The organism is Vibrio sp. 10N.261.54.E10, from assembly GCF_002877735.2.
Lineage (GTDB): Bacteria > Pseudomonadota > Gammaproteobacteria > Enterobacterales > Vibrionaceae > Vibrio > Vibrio crassostreae_C.
This window is the reverse complement of sequence record NZ_MCXE02000001.1, coordinates 539,719-564,127: the sequence shown is the minus strand read 5'-3', so window position 1 is coordinate 564,127 and position 24,409 is coordinate 539,719. Positions and strand designations below refer to the sequence as shown.

At 45.7% G+C, this 24,409-nt stretch carries 23 protein-coding genes and 1 pseudogene; 20 read left to right on the top strand and 4 right to left on the bottom strand.

The features are described 5' to 3' along the window. Window positions 1-14 precede the first annotated feature (14 nt). Entirely contained in the window at window positions 15-521 is a 507-nt protein-coding gene (locus BCU07_RS02475) for a hypothetical protein (protein ID WP_017062268.1), read from the top strand. 128 nt (window positions 522-649) lie between these two features. Here the strand turns inward: BCU07_RS02475 and BCU07_RS02470 are convergent. The 3 genes and pseudogenes from BCU07_RS02470 to BCU07_RS02460 form a co-directional block, all read right to left on the bottom strand. Continuing rightward, a pseudogene (locus BCU07_RS02470) lies at window positions 650-1,887 on the bottom strand (NAD(P)/FAD-dependent oxidoreductase). A 23-nt stretch (window positions 1,888-1,910) separates the two neighbouring features. Then, on the bottom strand, window positions 1,911-2,984 hold the full coding sequence (locus tag BCU07_RS02465; RefSeq protein ID WP_017062270.1) for a methyltransferase: 1,074 nt from the start codon (window positions 2,982-2,984) through the stop codon (window positions 1,911-1,913). Window positions 2,985-3,012: 28 nt separating this feature from the next. After that, window positions 3,013-3,402, bottom strand: a complete 390-nt coding sequence (locus BCU07_RS02460; protein WP_017062271.1) for a hypothetical protein — start codon at window positions 3,400-3,402, stop codon at window positions 3,013-3,015. Window positions 3,403-3,474: 72 nt separating this feature from the next. On the opposite strand from BCU07_RS02460, the gene BCU07_RS02455 reads away from it, so the two are divergent. The 17 genes from BCU07_RS02455 (at window position 3,475) to BCU07_RS02375 (ending at window position 19,123) form a co-directional block, all read left to right on the top strand. Beyond that, window positions 3,475-4,221 (top strand): beta-ketoacyl synthase chain length factor, encoded by a 747-nt coding sequence (locus tag BCU07_RS02455; RefSeq protein WP_198599058.1) that lies wholly within the window; start codon window positions 3,475-3,477, stop codon window positions 4,219-4,221. Next, window positions 4,221-4,991 carry a lysophospholipid acyltransferase family protein gene (locus BCU07_RS02450; RefSeq protein ID WP_017062273.1) on the top strand — a complete coding sequence of 257 codons (771 nt, stop codon included), beginning with the start codon at window positions 4,221-4,223 and terminating at the stop codon, window positions 4,989-4,991. Before BCU07_RS02455 ends, BCU07_RS02450 begins: the two co-directional genes overlap by 1 nt. A 105-nt stretch (window positions 4,992-5,096) precedes the next feature. Next, a complete protein-coding gene (locus tag BCU07_RS02445) occupies window positions 5,097-5,357 on the top strand; it encodes a phosphopantetheine-binding protein (RefSeq protein ID WP_004736154.1) in 261 nt (86 codons plus the stop codon). Between the two features lie 10 nt (window positions 5,358-5,367). Beyond that, a complete protein-coding gene (locus tag BCU07_RS02440; RefSeq protein ID WP_004739745.1) occupies window positions 5,368-5,625 on the top strand; it encodes an acyl carrier protein in 258 nt (85 codons plus the stop codon). After that, window positions 5,625-6,182 carry a septation protein IspZ gene (locus tag BCU07_RS02435; RefSeq protein WP_048669155.1) on the top strand — a complete coding sequence of 186 codons (558 nt, stop codon included), beginning with the start codon at window positions 5,625-5,627 and terminating at the stop codon, window positions 6,180-6,182. Before BCU07_RS02440 ends, BCU07_RS02435 begins: the two co-directional genes overlap by 1 nt. A gap of 6 nt (window positions 6,183-6,188) precedes the next feature. Next, window positions 6,189-7,577 (top strand): AMP-binding protein, encoded by a 1,389-nt coding sequence (locus BCU07_RS02430; protein WP_102393642.1) that lies wholly within the window; start codon window positions 6,189-6,191, stop codon window positions 7,575-7,577. An 88-nt stretch (window positions 7,578-7,665) separates the two neighbouring features. Further along, entirely contained in the window at window positions 7,666-8,028 is a 363-nt protein-coding gene (locus BCU07_RS02425; protein ID WP_017062276.1) for a 3-hydroxyacyl-ACP dehydratase, read from the top strand. Next, window positions 8,021-9,820 (top strand): glycosyltransferase family 2 protein, encoded by a 1,800-nt coding sequence (locus BCU07_RS02420; RefSeq protein ID WP_102428631.1) that lies wholly within the window; start codon window positions 8,021-8,023, stop codon window positions 9,818-9,820. The genes BCU07_RS02425 and BCU07_RS02420 overlap by 8 nt, the downstream gene beginning before the upstream one ends. Next, the gene (locus BCU07_RS02415; protein ID WP_102428630.1) at window positions 9,798-11,345 is read left to right on the top strand and encodes an HAL/PAL/TAL family ammonia-lyase; all 1,548 of its coding nucleotides are present in this window, start codon (window positions 9,798-9,800) and stop codon (window positions 11,343-11,345) included. The genes BCU07_RS02420 and BCU07_RS02415 overlap by 23 nt, the downstream gene beginning before the upstream one ends. A gap of 39 nt (window positions 11,346-11,384) precedes the next feature. Next, a complete protein-coding gene (locus tag BCU07_RS02410) occupies window positions 11,385-11,888 on the top strand; it encodes an acyl-CoA thioesterase (RefSeq protein WP_017062279.1) in 504 nt (167 codons plus the stop codon). Next, window positions 11,875-12,555 (top strand): LolA family protein, encoded by a 681-nt coding sequence (locus BCU07_RS02405; RefSeq protein ID WP_017064143.1) that lies wholly within the window; start codon window positions 11,875-11,877, stop codon window positions 12,553-12,555. Before BCU07_RS02410 ends, BCU07_RS02405 begins: the two co-directional genes overlap by 14 nt. Next, window positions 12,527-14,899, top strand: a complete 2,373-nt coding sequence (locus BCU07_RS02400; protein ID WP_102428629.1) for an MMPL family transporter — start codon at window positions 12,527-12,529, stop codon at window positions 14,897-14,899. The genes BCU07_RS02405 and BCU07_RS02400 overlap by 29 nt, the downstream gene beginning before the upstream one ends. Further along, window positions 14,896-15,519 carry a DUF3261 domain-containing protein gene (locus BCU07_RS02395; protein ID WP_102428628.1) on the top strand — a complete coding sequence of 208 codons (624 nt, stop codon included), beginning with the start codon at window positions 14,896-14,898 and terminating at the stop codon, window positions 15,517-15,519. Before BCU07_RS02400 ends, BCU07_RS02395 begins: the two co-directional genes overlap by 4 nt. Before the next feature lie 5 nt (window positions 15,520-15,524). Next, the gene (locus tag BCU07_RS02390) at window positions 15,525-16,724 is read left to right on the top strand and encodes a beta-ketoacyl-[acyl-carrier-protein] synthase family protein (protein ID WP_102428627.1); all 1,200 of its coding nucleotides are present in this window, start codon (window positions 15,525-15,527) and stop codon (window positions 16,722-16,724) included. Continuing rightward, entirely contained in the window at window positions 16,717-17,181 is a 465-nt protein-coding gene (locus BCU07_RS02385) for a hotdog family protein (RefSeq protein ID WP_102428626.1), read from the top strand. The genes BCU07_RS02390 and BCU07_RS02385 overlap by 8 nt, the downstream gene beginning before the upstream one ends. Then, window positions 17,178-17,903, top strand: a complete 726-nt coding sequence (locus BCU07_RS02380) for a 3-ketoacyl-ACP reductase FabG2 (RefSeq protein ID WP_017062285.1) — start codon at window positions 17,178-17,180, stop codon at window positions 17,901-17,903. Before BCU07_RS02385 ends, BCU07_RS02380 begins: the two co-directional genes overlap by 4 nt. Continuing rightward, window positions 17,900-19,123, top strand: a complete 1,224-nt coding sequence (locus tag BCU07_RS02375; RefSeq protein WP_102428625.1) for a beta-ketoacyl-ACP synthase — start codon at window positions 17,900-17,902, stop codon at window positions 19,121-19,123. The genes BCU07_RS02380 and BCU07_RS02375 overlap by 4 nt, the downstream gene beginning before the upstream one ends. 84 nt (window positions 19,124-19,207) lie before the next feature. Here the strand turns inward: BCU07_RS02375 and gltX are convergent, their stop codons facing one another. Beyond that, window positions 19,208-20,635: a glutamate--tRNA ligase gene (gene gltX / locus BCU07_RS02370; RefSeq protein ID WP_017064147.1), complete on the bottom strand. Its 1,428-nt coding sequence runs from the start codon at window positions 20,633-20,635 to the stop codon at window positions 19,208-19,210. Window positions 20,636-20,936: 301 nt separating this feature from the next. Here gltX and BCU07_RS02365 point away from each other — a divergent pair, with 301 nt between their 5' ends. After that, window positions 20,937-23,741 (top strand): heavy metal translocating P-type ATPase, encoded by a 2,805-nt coding sequence (locus BCU07_RS02365; RefSeq protein WP_102428624.1) that lies wholly within the window; start codon window positions 20,937-20,939, stop codon window positions 23,739-23,741. Continuing rightward, the gene (locus BCU07_RS02360) at window positions 23,731-24,171 is read left to right on the top strand and encodes a DUF411 domain-containing protein (protein ID WP_017064149.1); all 441 of its coding nucleotides are present in this window, start codon (window positions 23,731-23,733) and stop codon (window positions 24,169-24,171) included. Before BCU07_RS02365 ends, BCU07_RS02360 begins: the two co-directional genes overlap by 11 nt. The last annotated feature ends 238 nt before the right edge of the window (window positions 24,172-24,409 follow it).

The window sequence follows — 24,409 nt, the reverse complement described above, 5'->3', positions numbered from 1 at the left end:
TCACTTAGCAAACTATGAGTCAGAATAATCTAATTGGTGCTACCGGTTACCGCTTTATCTCGAAAGGTAAAACCGCTTTTAAGATCCACATCCATACTCCCGAAGATACGGTGCTGCATCGGTCGGTCGGTTTTGTTCGTATGGGTGAAGACAAAGCACTAAAGAAAACCATTAAATTAAGAGATGAACTGGGCAGACAGCTTTGGGGTAAATTTTGGCCCAAAGTCCTCAAAGAGCCCTACCTAATGACGCGCCTGCCTCATAGTTTAGAACCCAAAATTGTATTCAAGCCAAATCCAACTCAGAGTGATCCTGAGCACCGCGACGAGTGCTACATCGCTAAGTGGCGCGTCTTCTCTGAGAATGGTGACTACAAGTACAAAACCAAGGTATGTTCAATCAGAAAGCACGGCCGACTTGCAGCTTATAGCCAAACCAAACGTGCGCTGCTTGATGCTCACAAAGACGTAATTGATCTACTTATATTTATGGGACGATTGAACAGCATCGACTTAAAATAGGCTTAAATCCGATTAAGCTGACCGCCCATATTTTTCAGATACAAAAACAGCCGCACATTGCGGCTGTTTTTAATTTATGACGATCCATCGTGGCAATTTAGAGTATTGCTACATACAAAATCGATTACCTAGTTTCGGCATATCTCAGCCAGTGTCGCCAATCGGCGCTTAGACTCTTTCACATAAGGGTTGGCTTGATCCCATGCGTAACCCGCCAGAATTGAGCACACCATCTGCTTAATCTTTGGATTTGGATCTTGATAGAAAATCACATCCTGCAAAGTACCTGAGTACCACCCCTCAACATACGTTCTAAAGGTGTTTACACCAACCATCAAAGGAGCGGCATAATCGCGTTCCCAATCTACCTTCTCACCGTTAAGTTGCTTTTCGACACACTCAACCGCAAACTGTGCCGACTTCATCGCAATCGTCACGCCTGACGAGAACACCGGGTCAAGGAACTCGCCGGCATTGCCAAGCAACGCGTACCCGTCGCCAAATGTTTTACATTGGCAGAATAGCCACCAATTTCACCCGCAGGGTTTGGATACTCGGCGCTTGCCAGTATCTCAGCCAAGCCCGGCTCTTCCGCTGCCAGCTGTTTAATTGCAGCAATCTTGTCTTCTGGATAGGACTCAAAGAACTTAGGCTCTCCTACCACACCAAACGAAGAGACACCGTTACTAAACGGGATCAACCAATACCAAACATCAGGGTTGGTTGGATGCACAGAGATAAGAATTTTATTTCGGTCATATTCAAGATCGGTATCCACCTCTGCAATATGATCGTTAATGTGCGTAAAAATAGCTTTGCGTGGAGGAAGCGATGACGGCTCTGCCAAGTTAAGCATTTTTGGTAGCACTCGACCAAAACCACTGCCATCCAGAACGTATTGAGCTTCTATCTGATAACGCTCTCCACCCAGCACTTGTACATCTAAAATGGTGCTGTCGTCGGTGAAATTAATGCCCATTAACTCATGTTGGTAATCAATGCAGACACCCTGCGCCTCAGCCGTATCTGCCAAAACCTTATCAAAGGCACCTCGCTGAACCTGAAACGTGGTTCCAGGGCCAGAAGAGAACTTGTCTTCAAAATTGAACGCCGTATAAACACCATTTTTGCGAAAGGCAGCGCCATCTTTGTATTGGAAGTTAGCGTTGATCACTGCGTCAGTCATCCCAGCCTGTTCAATCATTTCCATACAAGCTGGTAATAGGCTTTCACCAATAGAAAAGCGAGGGAATACGCTCTTTTCAATCACTCGAACATCGATGCCTTTTTTATGAAGTAAAGACGCAGCAATAGACCCTGATGGCCCAGCTCCGATGATCACCACTTGAGTTGATAGTTTTTTCATTATTTAAGCCATGTTTGTTATTTTTATTGCGCGCCAGCTTTCAATTCTAGAAGCGTGTGACCAAGACCGATATCGTCGGTACGCGTTACCACTTCAAAGCCCGCTTCTTCAACAATCTCTAAGAAATCTTCACTGCGGTAAAAACGACTGTTGCCATTGGCCAAGCAGGTAAAGTAGAGAGACGTCGCGTTTAAGCTATAAGAAGCCGCATCGTATTTCTGTGAATCCCAAAACAGTTCAAGGATATAGACAGTCGCATCTTCTGACATATGAGAGCGAACGCGCTTTAATATGCTCAGAATCTCCATTGGCGAGAAACAATCAAGGAACTGACTCATCCACCAAACATCCGCGCCCGTTGGCAGAGTTTGCTGTTTATCGAGCATATTCGCTGGGAATGGCGTGACTCGCTCTTGATGACCATGCTTGGCCGCGTTTGCCATTGCCATTTCTAGCTGCTGTGGCAAATCAACAATCGTCACCTCAACGTCCGCATCATGGTTGCAGCATTGCATCGCCCACTTACCCGTGTTGCCGCCGATATCCACCAGCGACTTAGGTTTCTTGCTGAAGACTTTTTCAAGTAACACAGGGAACGAGCGATCCGAATAGAAGTGATCAAACTTGAACCAACTCTCTTTTGCTTTTTCTGGCAATTGAGACAAGCCTTGGTAAATGGTTTCCCAATCACCCAACTCTTTCAAGCCTGCAGGTGTGCCTTCTTCAATCGCTTCTGTTAGATGCATCATCGCGGCATAACAAACATCGGCTGTGAAATCCATGTTTGCGTTAGTCATACCATCATGCAGAAGGTAGAAACCAAGGTTAGCCATTTTGTAGTTAGGCTTTTCCCAAGTCACAATATGAGCACTTAACGCCATATCGAGCAGGACTTTCACGCCGTACTCAGAGACACCGGTCGATTCAGAGATAGACTCTGCTGGTAAACCCTCGTTGCCCGCGTCATCTAACGCTTTCAAAATGCCTAAATCACGAAGTGTACGAGCAGTATGAAAAACAATCGGAGCGAAAGACAATTTCTGCGCTTCTGTTTTTGCTTCTAATGCGTTGAATGGATCTAATTTATATTCCGACACGAAAAACCTAACTTTAAATAATAGAGAGTTACTCAGCTGCCATTTGCGCAAGCTTACGTTTAATATCAACGTTTAAGTTATTAACCCAACGGTTGTAATTACGGTGTATTTCACCATCGTCGTACTTCAAATTCTCTGATTCAACGTAAAGAATAGAGTAAAACTTATCACTATAAGGAATTTCAACCACAGCGTGGTGCGAACGAACATACAATTCAGCGCGGATCAAACCAGGCTTTATTTCTGAAACCAACCAGCCTCGATTTTCAGCAGATTCAGAAATAGCTGATTTAACCTGTTTACTTTGAAGATTCAGTGCAACTGGAGTATCCTCAACATTCATTACAGGTTGGACGCGTCCACACCCTGCAAGAACGAATATGAATAACATTGAAACTGCTATTTTTAGTAATTTCATTTAAATTCCTTATCTGTGTTTATTTATAAGCGCGCATAGTATTTAGTTAGACTCAAAGCAAATCAATACTCTATGTCAAATCAATCCCAATTAATGTCGTTTAATATTGAGAAATGGTCTGCAAATTCGGCTGGTCTCAATTCTGTTGCCCAATGGCAAGCGTGGAGCACTAATTTAGATTGGCCACAAGATGGCTCAACTGAATTTAAAGCGATCCCACCGATGATGCGCCGCCGAATGAGCCTACAAAGTAAATTGGCCGTTCAAACTGCATTGACACTCTTAAAAGACAACTCGATTGATTATCTGGTTTTTGCCAGTCGACATGGTGAACTGCACCGAACCGCAACCTTGATCCAGTCGATATTGGAAGGTGATGATGCCTCACCAATGGCGTTCTCGCAGTCGGTACATAATACCGCAGCTGGTCTAACCACCATTGCCGCCAAAGCACCGATTCCACTGACTTCAATAGCCGCAGGGCAAGATACTTTCCATAACGCTCTGATCGAAGCTTATCTTTACCTTCATCAATATCCGTCGCATCGAGTGTTAGTTATCGATTTCGACCAACCTCTGCCCGAGCTCTACCAAGAGTACGAAACACAGAACTTTGCTGATTATGCGCTGGGCTTAGTGCTCACCGCTGGCAGTGAATACTCTATTACTAGGACAGTAGAGACCAACCAAGCACCTTCCGTGTTACCACAAGGGTTACAAACGCTCCAACATATCTTATTAGGTACAAATAGGTGGGCTATTGCTGGCAAGCACCAAACTTGGTCTTGGGTAAATAACACCGAGACAGGTACAGCGTAATGAGCAGAGTAGACCAGTATTGGCGAGTATTCGCGACAGGGCTGTGCTTTACCATCTTTGGTCTAGGTGGCTTAGTATTAAGCTTCTTAATCTTACCGACTATCGCGCTAACCAATCCCAATACCATTAAAAGAGAGCTTAAAGCACAGCGATTAATCCGTTTCTCATTCAACGCCTTTTGCCAAATCATGAAGTTCACCGGAGCAATCGATTACCGAATTGATGGTGCAGAACTACTGCGTAACGACCGTAACTGCATTATCGTCGCCAACCACCCAAGTTTGATTGACTATGTGCTGATCGCCTCTCAACTTCCTCAATGTGATTGCCTCGTCAAAGCGGCCATTTGGGAAAACCCTTTTATGAAAAGGATTGTCAAAGCGGCAGGTTATATACCGAACCAAGCCCCTGACGATCTTTTAGAGCGCTGTGAAGAACGCTTCTCACGTGGCAATGTCATGCTGATTTTTCCCGAAGGAACTCGCACAACGCCAGGAATTGAACCATCCTTACAGCGTGGGGCGGCACAAATCGCGACTCGAACACAAACCGATTTACGCGTGATTCATATTACGGTTTCTCCGACATTCTTAACGAAAGAGAAAAAATGGTATCAAGTTCCTGCGTCGAAGCCCTTTTTTCATGTCGCGGTGAAAGGTAAAATAGAAGTCGAACCATTTATTGAAGGCTCAAATAATTTAACTTCGGCAGCAAGGCGCCTTAATCATCATCTTGCACAAACAATTTTCCCTTCCGAAGAAAACATTTAGCGTATCAATAACATAACAGGCGATATCGGCATTTCGAAAATACCTCATATAATGTAGAATCGCCCCCTTAAAGCAGCATTCAGATAAAGCATTAAGTAGGCCAAAGTGGAAACATTACACAACGAACTGAAACAACTGATCATCGACGCATTGAACCTTGAAGACATGAGCATTGATGAGATTGAAACGGAAGCTCCACTATTTGGTGATGGACTTGGACTAGACTCTATCGATGCCCTTGAGCTTGGCCTTGCTATCAAGAAAAAGTACAACATTGTTATCGATGCAGATGATTCAAACACTCGACAGCACTTTGCGTCAGTTGAAAATCTAGCGAACTACATCTCTTCTCAAACGAATAACTAGACAGATCTTTATGACACAAGCTAACCAACAAGAAGTATACAACCAGGTTAAAGATGCGCTTATTGAGCTGTTCGAGCTTGATGCTGAAGATATCACCCCTGAAGCTCATCTCTATCTTGATCTAGACCTAGACAGCATTGATGCCGTTGATTTGGTCGTTCACCTACAGAACGTCACAGGTAAGAAGATAAAACCTGAAGAGTTCAAAGCAGTGCGCACCGTTAATGACGTTGTCGAATCTGTGGTTGAACTATTGAAGGACGCCTAATGCGTCCTCTGCTGACTTTACTGTCGGCAATTATACTTTTCACTTATCCAATAGCGGTTTACTTTGGACTCAACAAGTTTGGCTTACAAACCGTTGGTATTGCCTTAGCCGCTATCTTTGCTGTACGCATTTTCACCGGCGGTCAGGCTAAAATCAAAGAGCTAAAACACCTAGCTTGGATCAGTGGAAGTGCCGGTATTGTTCTGCTGGCTTTAGGCTTAGCCTTTAAGCAACACGGCTGGCTAACCTATTATCCCGTTATCGTTAATGTTTGTATGCTGGTTGTATTCGCTTCGAGCCTATGGCAACCACAAACGATTATCGAACGTCTTGCTCGCCTTCAAGAGCCTGAACTTCCGCAAAGTGGCGTTGATTACACACGACAAGTCACCAAAGTGTGGTGCTTGTTCTTTGTTATCAATGGCTCTATTGCCCTTTACACCTGCTTCCAACCGCTAGAAGTATGGACCCTATACAATGGCTTACTCAGCTATCTGTTTGCAGGGTTACTCTTTGCAGGAGAGTGGGTAGTAAGACAGCGCATTCGTCAGAGTTAAATTGTTATGACCCAAACCGTATCTTACACCTCGTTGTCTGAGCTTCTTAGCCAGGACAGAGCCCCTGAATCTATTGTCTGCTTTGACGACAATAGCGAGATTACGTGGCAAACATTTAACGACGACTTATCTCAACTCGTACAATTTTTGTCTTTATCCCCTTTTCAACGAATCGCGATTTGTACCCAAGACAGCTACCTATTTTCGGTGGCCTTTTTGGCATGTACAGCAGCCAACAAACACATCATCTTACCGGGCAACTACCAGCCATGTGCGCTTGCTGAGTTAAGTAAGCAGTTTGATTGCCTGCTAGTTGATAACTCGATTGGCGAAGTTGAGGTGAATGACGTTCGTAATATCCAAACCTTATTGGATTCAAACACTGAAGCACAAAAACCTCTAACCGAGAATCTTACGACCATTGATTTGGCAACAGTCCCATTAACTCTGTTCACTTCAGGTTCAAGTGGCACGCCAAAAGCGATAGATAAAACGTTAGAGCACCTCGATATTGAGACCGCTCAGTTACACAAGAACTGGGGTGAGTTACTCAAGGGAAACCAAATCCAAAGCACAGTTTCTCATCAACATATCTATGGTTTGCTGTTTAGAATCTTATGGCCACTATGCTCTGGTGTTCCATTTGCTCGACACAACCTTGAATACCCAGAACAGATCTTATCTCACGCAAATCAAAACTGTGTACTGATCAGCAGCCCAGCGCTACTTAAACGATTAAAGCATGAGACCAACAAGGTACAACTTGCAGGAATCTTCTCTTCGGGTGGTCCATTGCCTACCGAGTCGGCTCACCAGTCACGAGATCTGCTTGGTCATTTACCGATTGAAGTCTTTGGTAGCACAGAAACCGGTGGCATCGCATTTCGTCAGCAAGAGAGCGCTCAAACGCCTTGGCAGCTTTTTGCCTGTATTGAGGCTAGTCTCAACAGTGAGAATTGCATTAAGTTATTGTCGCCGTACATCGATAAGAATAACTGGTATCAAACCTCTGATGAGTGCGAGATGGTCTCGGAGAATCAATTCATATTGAAGGGCCGAACGGACCGAGTGATCAAGATAGAAGAAAAGCGAGTATCACTGGTTGAAGTGGAAAAGCGACTGGAGCAACTGCCTTGGATAAGTGAGTGCGTGGTTATTCCATTTGAGGAGCCTGAGCGATTAATATTAGCCTCTGTTTTGGTATTATCAGATGAAGGCCAAGCCGCTCTATCGACCATGAGCAAAGGTAAATTCTGGTTGATGCTGCGTACAGAACTCAGAAAGTGGTTAGAGCCAATCGCAATCCCGAGAAAATACCGTGTTGTCGATGAGATCCCCCTCAACAGCCAAGGTAAGCGATTAACATCTCACATAGAACAGCTAATAAAATCATAGAAACCGCTGATCGTATTTTACACTGAGATTATCTTTTTATATTTTTGTCAAAGAACCAATATTTGCCCAAGGATTCTAAGCACGCCCTATGGATAAAAGAAAACCAAACATCATTGCTGTAGACACGGTAGAAAATGAATCGACCCTGACACTTCATGTTAGCGGAGATATCACCGACTTTAATGGGCACTTCAAGAGCTTCCCTATTCTACCTGGCGTCACGCAAATTGATTGGGCACTTCACTACGCAGTCCAAGAGTTAGGCGTTCCTGGTTTCTTTAAAGGAATGGAAGTCATTAAGTTCCAAGAGCCTATCCTGCCTGACGCTACAATCCAGCTATCACTCAAATGGGATGCTGACAAAGACAAGCTGAGCTTTAGTTACACATCAAACAACGGTGAACAGACCCACTCTTCAGGCAAAATGAAGCTGGGAGAAAAAAGTGAATAGCGCTCCCGTCGAGGCTACTTCTCAACACCACACAAAAGAAAGCAGCTACAAGGCTTGCTTCCTTATCCCGTGCTTTAACCATGGCGCAACCATGCCGGCTGTGGTGTCGTCACTTCATCATTTTGAGTTACCGATCATCATCGTTGACGATGGCAGTGAACTCACAACAAAACAGTTTCTGTCTCCCCTAGCAGAGAATTCAAACGTAACCTTGGTGACGCTTGAACAGAACCAAGGTAAAGGCGGCGCAGTAAAAGCCGGAATCAAAAAAGCGCAGCAACTAGGCTTTAGCCACGCTATTCAGATAGATGCTGATGGGCAACACGACCTGGAAGCCTTGCCAACATTGATTGAGGCCTCACAAGCTAAGCCACAACGTCTGATATCAGGCCAGCCTATCTACGACGACAGCGTACCCAAAGCAAGGCTCTATGGGCGCTACGCGACACATATCTGGGTATGGATAGAAACCCTTTCTTTATCAATTAAAGACAGCATGTGTGGCTTTAGAGCGTATCCTATCAACCAAACTCAAACTGTGTTGAATAAGTACGATGTTGGTTCGAGAATGGACTTCGATATCGAGATTTTGGTTCGCCTGTATTGGGAAGGTTGCGACATAGACTTCGTTGAAACGCGCGTTATCTATCCTGAGAACGGCATCTCTCATTTCGATGCGTTGTGGGATAACGTCAAAATCAGTTGGATGCATACACGTCTATTCTTCAGCATGCTGCCAAGAGCACCAAAACTGATTGCTCGCCATTTCAAATCCGATTCAGCTGATAATAACCCAAATTTATCGACTGATTCAGAGCCGCAAGCTTCTGAACAACCACACTGGTCCCGCACTCAAGAACGCGGCACAGTATTAGGCATTAAGCTGTTATTAGCCATTTATACCTTGTTAGGTCGCGGTGTGTTCAACCTCATTCTGCGTGGTGTGATGCGTTACTACCACTTGACGGGCCAGCGTGCGCGAAACGCTTCCGAACAATATCTATTCCAATTAAAAGCCTATGCGGAACAGCAAAATATTGAGCTCCCCGGAGAACTAACCAGTTACAACCATCTGCTTTCATTTGGCCATACGATGCTCGACAAGCTCGCGGCATGGAAAGGTGATTTCTCGGCAGATAACCTGACTATTCATGGCCAAGACCAGTTCGAGAGCATGGTGGCAAATAAGCAAGGTGTGCTAATCCTTGGATCTCACCTTGGCAATATTGAGCTGTGCCGAGCTTTAGGTCGCAGACACTCGAACATCAAAATCAACGCCCTGGTTTTTACAGAACACGCCGAACGTTTTAATTCCGTGATGAAAGCGGTTAACCCGCAGTCTGATTTAAATCTGATTCAGGTGACATCGATGGGGCCTGATACCGCTATCTTGTTACAACAGAAACTAGAGCAAGGCGAATGGATCGTGATTGTTGGCGATCGAACTTCCACCAGCAAAGAGAGCCGCTCAGTATGGGCTGAGTTCTTAGGTAAGGAAGCTCCATTCCCTCAAGGTCCATTTATGTTAGCCTCGGTTCTCAAAGCACCCGTATTTTTGCTGTTTGGGTTACGTGACGACTCACAATCTAAGCCGCATTTTAATGTCTATTTCGAGCATTTTAGCAACAAGATCGAGCTACCAAGAAAGACTCGCGAACAATCTTTACAGCAAGTCGTGCAAAAATACGCAAATCGACTTCAGCACTACACACTGCAAGCACCGCTTCAGTGGTACAACTTTTTTAATTTTTGGACATTGAGCAAGCACCATGACGAAAAAGAATTCAAATAGCATCACCTTTGGTGCCGAGCGCCTCACGATTGAGGATGTTGTCGCTATCTCACAAGGCGCAAAAGCCTCGATGAACACAAGTGAAGCATTCACATCTAAGATCGACCGTGGTGTCGCTTTCTTAGAACGCCTATTGAAAGAAGAAGGTGTGATTTACGGTGTAACGACGGGTTACGGTGACTCATGTACGGTTGCGATTCCGCCAAACCTAGTTGACGAGCTACCACTGCATTTAACACGTTTTCACGGCTGTGGTTTAGGTGAAATATTGTCTCACGAACAAGCTCGTGCAGTCCTTGCAACTCGTCTTTGTTCGTTATCACAAGGTGTCTCTGGTGTGACTCACGATCTACTCAACCAGATCGTTACCCTAATCAACCAAGACATCTCACCACGCATTCCTCAAGAAGGATCGGTGGGTGCCAGTGGCGACTTAACACCTCTGTCTTACTTAGCCGCAGCACTGATTGGTGAGCGTGATGTAATCTACAAAGGTGAAGTGCGCCCAACCAGTGACGTCTACAAAGAGTTAGGAATTAGCCCTATCAAACTTAAGCCAAAAGAAGGCTTGGCGTTGATGAATGGTACGTCTGTAATGACGGCATTAGCTTGTATCGCTTACAAGCGTGCGGAATATCTAGCTCAGCTATCAACTAAGATCACCGCTATGGTATCAGTCGGTATGCACGGCAATGACTTCCATTTCGATGAAGCGCTGTTTGCAGTCAAACCTCATCCTGGTCAACAACAAGTTGCTGCATGGCTGCGTGATGATCTGCAAGCGGATCGCCCGCCACGTAACAGTGATCGCCTCCAAGATCGTTACTCTCTGCGCTGTGCTCCACATGTTATCGGCGTGGTTCAAGACTCTCTGCCTTGGCTACGCCAAATGATCGAGAACGAGCTAAACAGTGCCAACGACAACCCAATTATCGATGGTGATAATGAGCGCGTACTGCACGGTGGACACTTCTACGGTGGACACATTGCAATGGCGATGGATACGTTAAAAACTGCAGTTGCGAACCTTGCTGATCTGCTTGACCGTCAAATGGCTCAGCTGATGGACTACAAGTTCAACAACGGTTTGCCATTCAACCTAACGGGTGCTGAAGGCGAACGTAAGCCAATCAACCACGGCTTTAAAGCAGTACAGATTGGCGTTTCAGCTTGGACAGCAGAAGCATTGAAACACACCATGCCAGCAAGCGTATTCTCTCGCTCAACTGAGTGTCACAACCAAGATAAAGTGAGTATGGGCACCATCGCAGCTCGTGACTGTTTACGCGTTCTAGAGCTAACCGAACAAGTGGCAGCAGCGTCACTACTGGCGGGGACACAAGCACTCGAACTTCGTAAGCGCCACAATGAGCTTGATGAGCACCACATGAGTGAGAACCTCAAGCACATTCGCGACGAAGTGCTTAAGGAGTTTGAATTTATCGTAGAAGATCGACCACTTGAAGGCGATCTACGCCACTTCATTGCTCGTATTCAAAGTCAGCACTGGTCACTTTACTCATAAAGTAGCCAACCCTTTACGCAATATTGTTGAGAGCGATTTATGTCTGAAATCCTTCACCCATTACAATCTGAGGTGACGCTTATCACCTCATTCCAAGATGCCGACCCAATGGGCGTGATCTATCACGGCAACTACTTCCGATTCTTTGAAGAAGTTAGGCGCATCATGATGGATAAGATTGAGTACAACTACCATGAGATGAAGGATTCTGGCTACATGTGGCCTATCATCGATACCCGCGTGAAATACATTAAGGCGATACCGTTTAATCACAAGATTAAGGTAACGGCGAAACTCACCGAGTGGGAAAATCGCCTGCGCGTCGATTATGAAATTCATGATGCTCTAACCGGTGCTCGAATGACACGTGCTCACACCATGCAGGTTGCCGTCACCATCGAAGAACAAGAGATGTGCTTTGCCTCACCCAAAGTGTTTACTGACAAAGTCGAACACTGGCACCAATTTGGTTGCTTACCTCTAGCAACTGAACATCAAACACAAACCTCTAACCCACAGCAGGTGAACCATGAATCTGTTTAAACGCAGTCGCAAATACATCAATATCGCGCTAATTGGACTTACTGCGATGATGGCAAGCGGCCTTGTAAGCGCCAAAGAAAACTCTGCTGCTGTCAATTCTATTTCAGAGCTGCAGACGGTGCTCAGCGAAAATAGTATTGTGCGTGGTGAGTTCACTCAAACACGCAATATGGAGATGTTCGCCCAGCCTTTAACGTCACAAGGTACATTTCTGTTAGACAAATCAAGTGGCTTACTCTGGACACAAACCACTCCGTTTCCCGTGAACTTAGTGCTCACCGATAACAAACTGAGCCAAAGGTTTGCCGATCAACCCGCAAAAATCATCACCGACAAAGAAAATCCAATGGCGTTTTATTTCAGCCATATCTTCTTGTCAGTGTTTCATGGGGACACGCAAAAACTTCAGGAACAGTTCGCACTCAATTTTGAGCCCGCAACTAACACCAGCTCTGATGAAAATGTACAAGCATGGACACTGACTCTAAAGCCCAAAAATGCACCGATGAATGCGGTGTTTGAGGCTATCACGCTGCAAGGCAACAGCGATATTGAACGTATTGAGTTGAAAGAGATTCGTGGAGATAGCACAGTGATCGAATTCAGTCAGTTAAGCCATCTACCGGAAGTATTATCAGATGCTGAAGCGAAACAATTCCAACTCTAGTCTTGCCCTTGTTTGGCTTGTTGTTGTAATGCTGTTTAGCGGGTTGTTGATAAAACAATTCGCTTTTTCTTCGTCGGTACCCATTGAAAGCAACATCCTAAAGTTACTACCAGAAAACCAGCAAGACCCAATGGTAGAGCAAGCCTTTCAGCAGATATCCAGCTCGATGAGCGAGCAAGTGGTGTTTATCATCAGCGCCCCCGACATCGAACAAACCATGGTTGCGACCGACGCTTTTGAAAAAGCTCTCAACCAAAGAGCCTTTTCAAGTCAGCCAACTCTGTTTCAGCAAGTTCAAGGCAAAATCAGCGCCAGCACCCAAAGCCAGTGGAGCGATTTCTACTTTCGTCACCGAGCTCAACTGCTTACCCAGCAACAAAAAGAGACGCTGACCCACTCGCCTGATTCACGAGCTCAATATGTGATTCGGTCTCTGTACAATCCGTTCTCAGGCGTGACTGCAGCCGAACTGTCGATGGATCCATTTCTACTATTTCGCGACTACATCAGTGCCGTTGGCGTTCAATCAAGTAATTTTGTTCAGAAAGAGGGATACCTCACCGCTCAATCTAATGACCAAACTCATATTTTGGTTACAGCAACTCTGGCTGGCTCGCCTTATAGCTTGGCGATTCAAGAACAACTTCCCGATCTTGATTCAATTGAGCGCGAGGTCGAAAAACAATTTGGCGTCAAGGTGCAGCATACTGGTGTGGTGTTCTACGCCAATTACGGTACCGAAAGCGCGAAATCAGAAATCAGTACCATTGGTTTGGGCTCATTGGCAGGCGTTATTTTATTGGTGTGGCTGACATTTCGTAGTGCGCTACCACTTGCCTTATCTTTACTCTCAATCAGTACAGGATTATTGGTTGCACTGGCAAGCACTGTCGCTATCTTTGGTAAGGTGCATCTATTCAGCTTGGTGTTTGGCGCTAGCTTGATTGGCGTATCCATCGATTACTCTTTTCACTATCTCACTGACCGTTTGGCCGCAGGAAGCCACTGGCAGAGCGATAAAGGCCTAAAGCATATTTTCATTGCCATCACTCTAGGTTTAATCACCAGCTTAATCGGATACTTAGGGCTACTGGTTGCGCCATTCCCAGGCTTGCAGCAACTGGCTCTGTTTTCGTCGATTGGACTGATCGCAGCTTACGCCAGTGTGGTGTGCTGGTACCCCGTTTTAGCGGTAAAACCAGGCCAAGAGCGCCCTCTTCCCCTGTCGAAACTTTGGCATACTTGGTTAAGCCTTTGGAGCAACCAAAAATTTAGAATTGGCTTACCGTTAACAGTGACTGTCGTTAGCTTGATGTCACTCAGTCAAATTCGTTACGACGACGATATTCGCCAGCTTCAGGCTATGCCCGAACAACTCAAACAACAAGAGCAAGCCATTACTGAGATATCAGGGTTAGGCAGTGGTCAAAATATGCTTTTGGTCACAGCTCAGAGCGACCAAAAGCTACTCAAAAAATTGACAGAAATCACCACAAGCTTAGATTCGCTGGTCAATAGCCAAGGTATCTCCGGGTATCGCAGCATCAATCAACACTTGTTAAGTAAACAAGAACAGCATGATAACTATCAGTTGGTTGAACAACTCTATAGTCAACAAAGCCATATATTACAAAGCTCTCTCGGTTGGTCTACGTTTCCAGAACTACCAAAATTCGAACCAATCACGGTATCTGGATTTTTGGAGTCTCCAGTCTCAGAGCCTGTTCGACCACTTTGGTTAAAACCTATCGACGGGCAAGCAGCGTCGGTCATTTTGATAAAAGACGTCACTGATGCTGAGCTGTTCTCACAGTGGTTGGAGTCAGATTTTGCTCAGAAGCAAGGTGTGAAACACCTCAATAAAGCGGATGAAATCTCCTCTCTTTTTGCTGAGTACCGCGTCAAGATTACCGAGCTGTTATTGATAGCATTGGCAGCTATTGGCATGCTGTTAGGCTGGCGCTATGGTGTGAAGCAAAGCCTGTTAATGCTGTTGCCTTCATTGATTGCAGGCGTAGCAGGTTTGGCGGTCACGGGCATTTTAGGCTCGACACTGAACCTATTTAACCTGCTTGGTTTGATTCTGATTTTAGGGATTGGCATAGACTACACCCTGTTCTTTGCTGAGCAAAAGAAATCGCTGAGCACCTTATTAGCGATCACCTTGTCAGGTCTCACAACACTACTTTCATTCGGCTTACTGTCGCTGAGCCAGACTCATGCTATTCATAGCTTCGGGGTGACGGTTCTGACAGGGATCTTTGTCGCTTGGCTGCTTTCTCCACTCGCGATCAACAGTAGTAAAAACGTAGAAGGACCAATTACTCGAGAGGCTTTTAGATGATCCAGACATTAAAGGTAACCTTCGTCACACTAGTGGGTATTCTACTTACTGCCTGCTCGATGGTTTCTCAGCAACCGAGTGGTGCCAGTGTGTCTATCGACAATGACACCGAGCTAGCACTACCAATGCCAGCTGAACTAGGGTATTCCCTCACGGCCAGTCAGCTGATTAGCGCCACGTGGGAAACCGACACACAGCAGCTTCCTGTTCAAGTCGAAGTCACAGCGGATAAAGTCGTGTTAGCGGGTTTTTCCTCTTGGGGAACGCGCATCCTATCGCTGCAATATCAAAATCAAGCCATTGAAACGCAAGTGCTATCTGGCCTTGGCGCGACTTTACCGCAACCCGAACAGGTGCTTTTTAATTTAATGCTGACTCTATGGCCAATTGAAGCATGGGCTCAGTCTCTGCAAGGCATAGGTTGGCATTTGGTCGATACAGATAACAGCCGCACAGTGTTTAATGACAAAAAGCAGGCAATCATCCGAATTGATTACCAAGCCGAACCGAATACACACAAAACGGCAGGCAACATTGTTTTTAAACATTTGACCCAAGGCTACACCATTACTATACAAACGTTGGATTCAACGATTGTCGATAACCCAAGTAAGAGCTAAACACTATGCCTATTTATATCCAAGACTGTGGTTTCCACTCAGCGCTAGGCTCAAGTATTACTGACATTCATAGCTGCCTAAAAGGCGAATGTGAACCAAACATGGTTGAAGTGAGCGATATGCTGAACGACGGCAAACACACTGTCGTTGGCAAAATCGCAGGTGAGCTACCAGAGGTTCCATCCACCCTCGTGAAGTATGCCACTCGCAACAATCAGCTGGCGTTGTCAGCTCTCAACCAAATCAAAGATTCTATTGAACTTGCCAAGGCACAGTTTGGCGCAGACCGTATTGCTGTTGTTATAGGCACCAGCACCTCTGGTATCTCCGATGGTGAAGCGGCCTTCAAACAAAAACTGACAAACGGTGAGTTTCCAGAAGATTACCATTACTCAAAACAAGAGCTTGGTGACACTTCTGAGTTCATTAGCCAATACTGCGCGTTAACAGGACCAAACTACGTCATCTCTACGGCTTGCTCATCCAGCGGCCGCGTGTTTCTGACCGCCCAGCGCTTGTTAGATTCAGGCATGTCTGATGCCGTGTTAGTCGGTGGCGTGGATACCTTGTGTAAGCTGACACTCAATGGTTTCCATGGTCTTGAAGCCCTTTCAACCAAACATTGTAAGCCATTTAGCGAATCTCGAGATGGCATCAATATTGGTGAAGCAGCCGCATTTATGTTGCTCAGTAAAACCAAGATCAAGCGTGTTCATTCTACTCAAAACACACCTCAAATTGCCTTATTAGGCTGTGGTGATAGCTCTGATGCACACCACATTTCAGCGCCTCACCCTGAAGGCAATGGTGCTGAACAAGCAATGAAAAAAGCGTTACATTCTGCACAGTTAAACGCAGAAGACATTGGTTATATCAATGCACATGGTACAGCAACGCCACTCAATGACTCGATGGAAAGTAAAGCCATTCATCGTATTTTTGCAAACAAGGTTCCCGTCAGTTCTACCAAACCGCTGACCGGGCATACTCTAGGCGCAGCAAGTGCGATTGAGGCTGCAATTGCGTGGCATATTTTGAAATATGACTTACCGCTTCCCTTACAAAAATGTCAGGATAAAGCTGAAGATATTGAGATTGATTTGGTAAACTGTTCACAGAAACTTAAAGCAAAGAACATCTTAAGCAACTCGTTTGCTTTTGGTGGCAACAACATTAGCCTGATTTTTGGTGTAGTAAATGACTGATATCCCTTCTGTAGACCAACTTCTCCCTCACGATGATCCGATGATATTAATCGATCGTGCTATCAGCGTAGAGGCGTTGTCGACCCACTGTCAGGTCGATATTGGTGACCATAATCTGTTCTTTGACGCCGAATCTCAAACGGTACCAGCATATGTTGGAATCGAGTTTATGGCGCAGTCTGTAGCGGCATGGTCTGGATATCACGCACTTAAAAACGGCACCACGCCCCCAATCGGATTCTTACTCGGCTCTCGTCGCTATAAATCACTGTGTGATGAGTTTACTCAAGGTCAGACCCTTGATATCTACGCCGAACAGATGATGGAAGACAGCGGTATGGCTGTGTTTACCGCAAGAGTCGAAGACCGAGGTGAGTTAGTGGCTCAATGCCAACTCAACGTCTACGTGCCGACCGAACAAAAATTACAAGAAATGAAAACTAGGAGCCCATCATGAGCCGTCAGGTTTTAGTCACTGGTGCCAGTAAAGGTATTGGTAAAGCGATCGCTATTCAACTCGCGAAAGACGGGTTTGAAATCGCCGTTCATTACATGGGTGACAAGCAAGGTGCTGAAGAGACGCTAAAGTCGATCACCGAACTGGGTGGCGCTGGACGTCTTATTCAATTTGATATCAGCAAACGAAGCGAGTGTCGCGAAAAGCTTGAGTCTGATATCGCTGAACATGGTGCTTACTATGGTGTAGTGAACAACGCGGGCATTACTCGTGACACTGCATTCCCCGCGATGACGGAAGAAGAGTGGGATGGTGTGATCCATACCAACCTAGATAGCTTCTACAACGTACTTCACCCTTGTGTAATGCCTATGGTTCAAAAGCGTAAAGGTGGCCGTATCGTCACTCTAGCGTCGGTATCCGGCATTATGGGTAACCGTGGTCAAACTAACTATGCTGCAGCAAAAGCGGGGGTGATTGGCGCAACTAAGTCTCTTGCTCTAGAACTCGCAAAACGCAAGATCACGGTAAACTGTGTCGCTCCTGGCTTAATTGACACAGGTATGGTTGACGAGCACGTGAAAGATCATGCACTTCCTCAAGTACCACTGCGCCGTATGGGTGAGCCGGAAGAAGTAGCCGGCCTAGTCAGCTACCTAATGTCTGATATTGCAGGCTACGTAACTCGCCAAGTGATTTCAGTAAATGGAGGCTTAGTATGACCCGCCGCGTTGTTGTAACTGGAATGTCTGGTGTTACTGCTTTTGGTAACGACTGGCAACAGATAGAGCCTAAGCTAAAGGCCTGTGAAAATGCGACTCAATATATGCCAAGCTTCGAGCAATATGATGGTCTCAACACAAAACTTGCCGCGCCTATTGATGACTTCCAACTGCCTAAACACTACAAGCGTAAGCAAGTGCGTGGCATGGGCCGTGTATCACGCCTAGCTACCGTTGCGACTGAGAATGCATTGGAGCAAGCCGGCTTAATTGGTCACGATGTATTGACCAATGGCGAAACTGGTATCGCTTACGGCTCTTCAACTGGCAGTACCGATGCGGTTGGTGCTTTCGGAGTAATGCTGAACGAGAAGTCGACACGAGCAATCACAGCAACCACTTACGTTCAAATGATGCCACACACAGCCGCGGTAAACGTAGGTCTGTTCTTTGGTCTGCGTGGCCGCGTGATTCCCACCAGCAGCGCCTGTACTTCAGGAAGCCAAGCCATTGGTTACGCCTATGAAGCGATCAAGCATGGTTACCAAACCGTAATGGTTGCCGGTGGTGGTGAAGAGTTATGCCCAACTGAGTCTGCCGTTTTCGATACCCTTTTCGCTACCAGTTTAAAAAACGACACACCCAAGAAATCCCCTAGCCCATACGACAGCGAGCGTGATGGCTTGGTTATCGGCGAAGGCGCTGGAACCCTGATCCTTGAAGAGTACGAACATGCTGTTGCTCGTGGCGCAAAGATCTACGCAGAAATCATAGGTTTTGCGAGCAACTGTGATGCGGCTCATGTGACTCAACCTCAGATGGAAACCATGCAAATCTGTATGGAGAAAGCATTGAGAGACGCACAACTTCCAGTTGAGAAGATTGGCTATGTTTCTGCGCACGGTACTGCGACTGAAAAAGGTGATATTGCAGAGAGTAACGCGACAGCGAATATCTTTGGTGAAGTACCAATCAGCTCTCTTAAGAGTTACTTTGGCCATACGCTTGGTGCGTGTGGTGCAATTGAAGCGTGGCTCAGCCTAGAGATGATGCATAGCGGTTGGTTCAGCCCAACCCTAAACCTTAAGAATGTCGATGAACAGTGCGGCAAGCTCGATTACATCACGGGCTCAGGTCGCGAATTGGATGTTGAATACTTGATGAGCAACAACTTTGCTTTTGGTGGAATCAACACCTCTATCATCTTCAAGAAAGTCTAAGCTTAGCTACATAAAACGCTAAGTAAATAAAAAGGGCCAGTAACCAAGTTACTGACCCTTTTTTGATTCTATCAATCGCTCAAATTAAGCGTTAGCTTCACGCTCAGCGATGAACTCAAGAGCCATCTTGATACGAGCGATTACGCGCTCTTTACCAACAAGCTCCATCACTGCATCAACAGAAGGAGACTGACCGCCGCCTGTTACTGCTACGCGAAGTGGCATACCGATTTTACCCATGCCGATCTCTAGCTCTTCACATACAGCTGCAATTACACCATCTTTGATGTTTGCAGTAGTGAAATCTTCAAGTGCTTCAACCTTAGCAAGAGCAAGCTCTAGTGGGCCTTTAGCAACACCACGTAGGTGCTTCTTCGCTGCACCAGCTTCAAACTCAGAGAAATCTTCGTAGAAGTAACGAGATTGCTCAGCAAGTTCGATAAGCGTATTACAACGCTCGCCAACTAGCTTGATCACTTCAGTGATAGCTGGGCCATTTGTTGTATCGATCTTCTGTGCGTCTAGGTGCCATTGCAGGTATTTAGCAACGTACTCAGGCTCAGAAGTCTTGATGTAGTGGTTGTTCAACCAAAGTAGCTTATCAGTGTTGAATGCAGAAGCAGACTTGCTGATAGCCTTCAGGCTGAAGAATTCAATCATCTCTTCTTGAGAGAAGATCTCTTGGTCACCGTGAGACCAGCCTAAACGAACTAGGTAGTTGTTTAGTGCATTTGGTAGGTAACCTTCGTCGCGGTATTGCATTACAGAAACAGCACCGTGACGCTTAGAAAGTTTCGCACCGTCATCACCAAGAATCATTGCACAGTGAGCGAAAGTTGGAACTGGCGCGCCTAGTGCTTCATAGATGTTGATTTGACGAGGTGTGTTGTTGATGTGGTCTTCACCACGAACAACGTGTGTAATACCCATATCCCAGTCATCCACTACAACTACGAAGTTGTATGTTGGTGCACCGTCTGTACGACGAATGATTAGGTCATCAAGTTGGCTGTTCGCGATTTCAATGCGACCACGGATTTGGTCATCAAATACTACGCTGCCTTCTTTAGGGTTACGGAAACGGATAACGCATGCATCACCTTCTTTTGCTGCTTCGTTTGCTGCAACAATTTTAGGGTGGTTAGCATCGTAACGAGCCATCTCTTTGTTTTCTTCTTGCTCTGCACGAATTTCATCAAGCAGTTCTTTAGACGCGTAGCATTTGAATGCTTTGTCTTCAGCAAGTAGCTTATCAACCATTTCGTTGTAACGGTCAAAACGCTTAGATTGGTAGTAAGGACCTTCATCCCATTCCATACCCATCCATTGCATGCCTTCTAGAATTGCATCAACCGCTTCTTGAGAGTTACGCTCAAGGTCTGTGTCTTCGATACGTAGAACGAATTCACCGCCTTGGTTTTTAGCGAATAGCCAAGAGTAAAGTGCAGTACGTGCACCACCAACGTGAAGATAGCCAGTTGGGCTAGGAGCAAAACGAGTTTTAACCGTCATTTAAATACCTTGATTATGTAGGTGATTCTTTTAGTGCTCGCCATTACAAAGCCTGTAACAGAAAAATATCACTAAATTTTGGGCGCTATTTTATCACCACCGCTTAAATCTACAATCAGTAGTGAATGATTAATGCACTGTTGTTGTACGAAAGCTGTTATTGAAAGGCCAATTACGTCTTCAAAGTAGCAAATCGATGGTATTAGCCTGTAGGTTATAGTCGCACATTCTTTATTCCCCTCTCTCATTCCCAAATTGAATCCACCAGCTAATGCACCACTAAGATCAAATTCTTGAATTTATGTTTGACCTTACCCTTACGGGAAGGTTTATGTTAGGCGTAGATGAGAATTGGAGTATCGATATGAACTACTACACAACGGCGCTCAACGGCCTAAATTGCATGGGTTGCGCGAAGAAAGTTCGCACACTGTTTAGCGATCTCGACAGCACGATGATTAATGACATATCGCCGACCTACATCGATATTTCGACTCCATTTAGTTACATTCAGCTCAACGAACAGTTAGCAACGCTTGGCTATTCTATGGGTAATCAGCTGCACCTTTCGCTATCCGGTCTGAGTTGCGGCAAGTGTGTGAGCAAACTGACTAAAGCGCTTGAACAAACTGAGCAAGCCTTAAACCTAGAAGTCAGCAAACAGGAATTATCACTGGTTACTCTGCTTTCTGAGTCTGAGGTGATTAAGCTGGTCGAAAGCCTGGGTTACCACGCAGCTCCCTACTCAGAAACGAATGACCTTTCATCGAGTTCAGATTTAGAAGACGAACAAGCAGATAAAAAGAGTGAAGATAAAACCGCAGCTAGCCAATATACCTATCACCTTGTTCTTGAGGGGATGACTTGTGCGAGTTGTGTCTCTTCGGTAGAGAAAGCACTGAAAAAGAATGAGTTTGTCGACCAAGCTCAGATCAACCTTGCCGAACAAACTGCCTTGGTTTTCACCTCTCAAACAAGAGACATCATTGAAAACGCTCTAATAGAATCGGTGAAAGCTGCTGGTTATGGCGCTGAGTTTGTCGACGATGCAGCGACTCAACAGCAAAAACAACAAGAACAGCAACTTCGTACTCAACAAGCCTTCCTTAGAAACTCAGTAAGCGCGTTGGTAATCGGTGCGCCGCTGATGGCATGGGGTCTGTTCGGCGGCAGCATGACCATTGCCACATTTAACGATCAACTGGCTTGGGGCTTGGTTGGTGTCGTTTGTTTGATACTGCTTGCTACCTCAGGTCGTAGCTTCTTCACCAATGCTTGGCAGTCTCTCATGTATAAGCGCGCGACCATGGATACCTTAGTCGCTCTAGGTACAGGCGCAGCATGGTTCTATTCAATGTTGGTTGTGCTGATTCCATCATGGTTTCCAGAACCATCTCGCCATGTCTACTTTGAAGCAAGCGCAATGATCGTTGGCTTAATTTCTTTGGGTCATTACATCGAAGCCAAAGCCAAAGCGCGTACCACAAAATCTTTACAGGCATTGATTAACTTACAGCCTCAAAAAGCGGTGGTTATTGTCGATGGCAAAGAACAAACCATCGCAGTAGAAGCGATTCAGGTAGGCATGCAGGTACGAGTAAAACCCGGAGAAAAAGTCCCTGTCGATGGTGTCGTGGTTTCGGGTGAATCTTATATCGATGAATCGATGCTGACTGGCGAACCACTGCCCAACGTTAAATCGATTAATGATGGCGTTTCAGCAGGAACCATTAATGGTGATGGCAGCCTGATCATTGAAGCGACGGGAATTGGCTCAAGCACTATGTTGGCACGCATCATTCAAATGGTTCGCCAAGCACAAAGCAGCAAACCTGCGATTGCGAAACTAGCCGACTCTATTTCTGCCGTGTTCGTACCCGTTGTGGTCGCGATCGCAGCTGTTGCCGCCCTAGTTTGGTTTTTTGTTGGCCCACAACCAAGTGCAAGTTATATGCTTGTGGTATCGACTACCGTGCTGATCATCGCTTGTCCGTGTGCCTTAGGCCTAGCGACTCCGCTTTCTATTACCGTCGGCGTAGGTAAAGCCGCTGAGCTTGGTGTTCTAATCAAAGACGCCGATGTGTTGCAATCAGCCAGCAAAATCGATGCTGTCGTGTTTGATAAAACAGGCACTCTAACCCAAGGCAAACCAAGCGTTCAGCAGGCGTTTTATCACAACCTATCAGAACAAGAACTGCTGGCTTACGCCTATTCGGTTGAAGTCGGTTCAGAACACCCACTTGCCAAAGCCGTTTGTCAGTATGCCGAAAACCTAGAAGTTTCAGCACTCCCACACAGCGACTTTGAAAACCGCCGAGGCCTTGGAGTACAAGCCAACATTAACGGAAAACACGTCCAAGTCGGCTCTCTTAAATACCTAACCCAACTTGGTATTGATACTCAAATAGGCCGTGACTTTATCGAACTTTGCCGTACACAAGCATGGACGCCAATCTTCGTAGTCATCGACCAAAAACTGGTAGGCATATTAGGCATTTCAGACGCATTAAAAATAGATAGCACACAAGCCATTGCTCAACTAAAATCCGCCGGAATTCACACTGTGCTATTAACGGGCGACAACGACTCTGTAGCTCAAGCGATAGGTAAAAACGTCGGTATCGACGAAGTGATTTCAGAAGTGCTTCCAGAGCAGAAAGCTCAACACATTGTTCAGCTGCAACAGCAATATAAGAGTGTTGCCATGGTCGGAGACGGTATTAACGACGCGCCTGCACTTGCTCAAGCAGATATAGGCATAGCAATGGGCAGTGGCAGTGATGTCGCGATTGAAAGTGCGCAAATGACGCTACTCAACTCATCGCCATTATCAGTAAGCAACGCGATCGAGCTATCTCAAGCGACCGTGAGAAATATGAAGCAAAACCTATTTGGTGCCTTCATCTACAACTCGCTTGGTATTCCTATCGCGGCCGGTGTGCTTTACCCATTTTTCGGATTTCTGCTTAGTCCAGTAGTTGCAGGGGCAGCGATGGCGATGTCGTCAATTACTGTAGTAAGCAATGCCAACAGGCTGAGATTGTTCAAACCAACTCATTCTAATATTAATAAAAACCATATTCATGAGGTTAACCATGATTCGTAAAATTATGACTCTTACTGCACTCGCTGCAATCTCAGGACAAGCTTTAGCTACTGATGTTCTAAACCACAAATCTCCATACTGCGGCTGCTGCACAGAATGGACTGAACATATGCGAGATGCTGGGTTCGATGTTACTGAGAAGCTCCACGATGATATGAACCCAATCAAGCAGAAACTAGGGATAACACAAGAGCTAGCCTCTTGCCACACTGCAGAGATCGACGGATACGTATTTGAAGGACACATTCCAGCAGATGACATTAAAGCCTTTCTAGAAAACCCACCACGTAATGCGATTGGTTTAGCGGTTCCGGGTATGCCAATGGGTTCGCCAGGCATGGAATATGGCGATAAGAAAGACGAGTATTCTGTGTATGCGTTTAATGAAAAAGGTCAGGTGTTTGAATACCGTCACTACAACGGGAAATAGAACCTAAACAGACCAACACACAGCAATAAAAAGAAGTCATAAAAATAGAGCCTAGCATTCAGTAAACCCAAGACTGTGGTTTACTTGCTAGGCTCTTTGCTTTTGGACAGTAAAGCAAATCTTGTCGCGGCACCAACCGGGCTGTTAGTACCGCTATGTTCCCCTCGCTAATTAGCTAGCAAGCTATTTAGCAAAAAGCTATTTAGCGAAGAAGCTCACTCGGCTAATAATCTAATAG

Excerpts from the sequence above, each read along its gene's own strand:
- BCU07_RS02415 (WP_102428630.1), top strand. The coding sequence starts at position 9,798 with ATGACGAAAAAGAATTCAAATAGCATCACCTTTGGTGCCGAGCGCCTC.
- BCU07_RS02390 (WP_102428627.1), top strand. The coding sequence starts at position 15,525 with ATGCCTATTTATATCCAAGACTGTGGTTTCCACTCAGCGCTAGGCTCA.
- BCU07_RS02400 (WP_102428629.1), top strand. The coding sequence starts at position 12,527 with ATGCTGAAGCGAAACAATTCCAACTCTAGTCTTGCCCTTGTTTGGCTT.
- BCU07_RS02375 (WP_102428625.1), top strand. The coding sequence starts at position 17,900 with ATGACCCGCCGCGTTGTTGTAACTGGAATGTCTGGTGTTACTGCTTTT.
- BCU07_RS02450 (WP_017062273.1), top strand. The coding sequence starts at position 4,221 with ATGAGCAGAGTAGACCAGTATTGGCGAGTATTCGCGACAGGGCTGTGC.
- BCU07_RS02435 (WP_048669155.1), top strand. The coding sequence starts at position 5,625 with ATGCGTCCTCTGCTGACTTTACTGTCGGCAATTATACTTTTCACTTAT.
- BCU07_RS02410 (WP_017062279.1), top strand. The coding sequence starts at position 11,385 with ATGTCTGAAATCCTTCACCCATTACAATCTGAGGTGACGCTTATCACC.
- BCU07_RS02360 (WP_017064149.1), top strand. The coding sequence starts at position 23,731 with ATGATTCGTAAAATTATGACTCTTACTGCACTCGCTGCAATCTCAGGA.
- BCU07_RS02385 (WP_102428626.1), top strand. The coding sequence starts at position 16,717 with ATGACTGATATCCCTTCTGTAGACCAACTTCTCCCTCACGATGATCCG.
- BCU07_RS02475 (WP_017062268.1), top strand. The coding sequence starts at position 15 with ATGAGTCAGAATAATCTAATTGGTGCTACCGGTTACCGCTTTATCTCG.
- BCU07_RS02380 (WP_017062285.1), top strand. The coding sequence starts at position 17,178 with ATGAGCCGTCAGGTTTTAGTCACTGGTGCCAGTAAAGGTATTGGTAAA.
- BCU07_RS02425 (WP_017062276.1), top strand. The coding sequence starts at position 7,666 with ATGGATAAAAGAAAACCAAACATCATTGCTGTAGACACGGTAGAAAAT.
- BCU07_RS02460 (WP_017062271.1), bottom strand. The coding sequence starts at position 3,402 with ATGAAATTACTAAAAATAGCAGTTTCAATGTTATTCATATTCGTTCTT.
- BCU07_RS02440 (WP_004739745.1), top strand. The coding sequence starts at position 5,368 with ATGACACAAGCTAACCAACAAGAAGTATACAACCAGGTTAAAGATGCG.
- BCU07_RS02430 (WP_102393642.1), top strand. The coding sequence starts at position 6,189 with ATGACCCAAACCGTATCTTACACCTCGTTGTCTGAGCTTCTTAGCCAG.
- BCU07_RS02395 (WP_102428628.1), top strand. The coding sequence starts at position 14,896 with ATGATCCAGACATTAAAGGTAACCTTCGTCACACTAGTGGGTATTCTA.
- BCU07_RS02405 (WP_017064143.1), top strand. The coding sequence starts at position 11,875 with ATGAATCTGTTTAAACGCAGTCGCAAATACATCAATATCGCGCTAATT.
- BCU07_RS02365 (WP_102428624.1), top strand. The coding sequence starts at position 20,937 with ATGTTTGACCTTACCCTTACGGGAAGGTTTATGTTAGGCGTAGATGAG.
- BCU07_RS02455 (WP_198599058.1), top strand. The coding sequence starts at position 3,475 with ATGTCAAATCAATCCCAATTAATGTCGTTTAATATTGAGAAATGGTCT.
- gltX (WP_017064147.1), bottom strand. The coding sequence starts at position 20,635 with ATGACGGTTAAAACTCGTTTTGCTCCTAGCCCAACTGGCTATCTTCAC.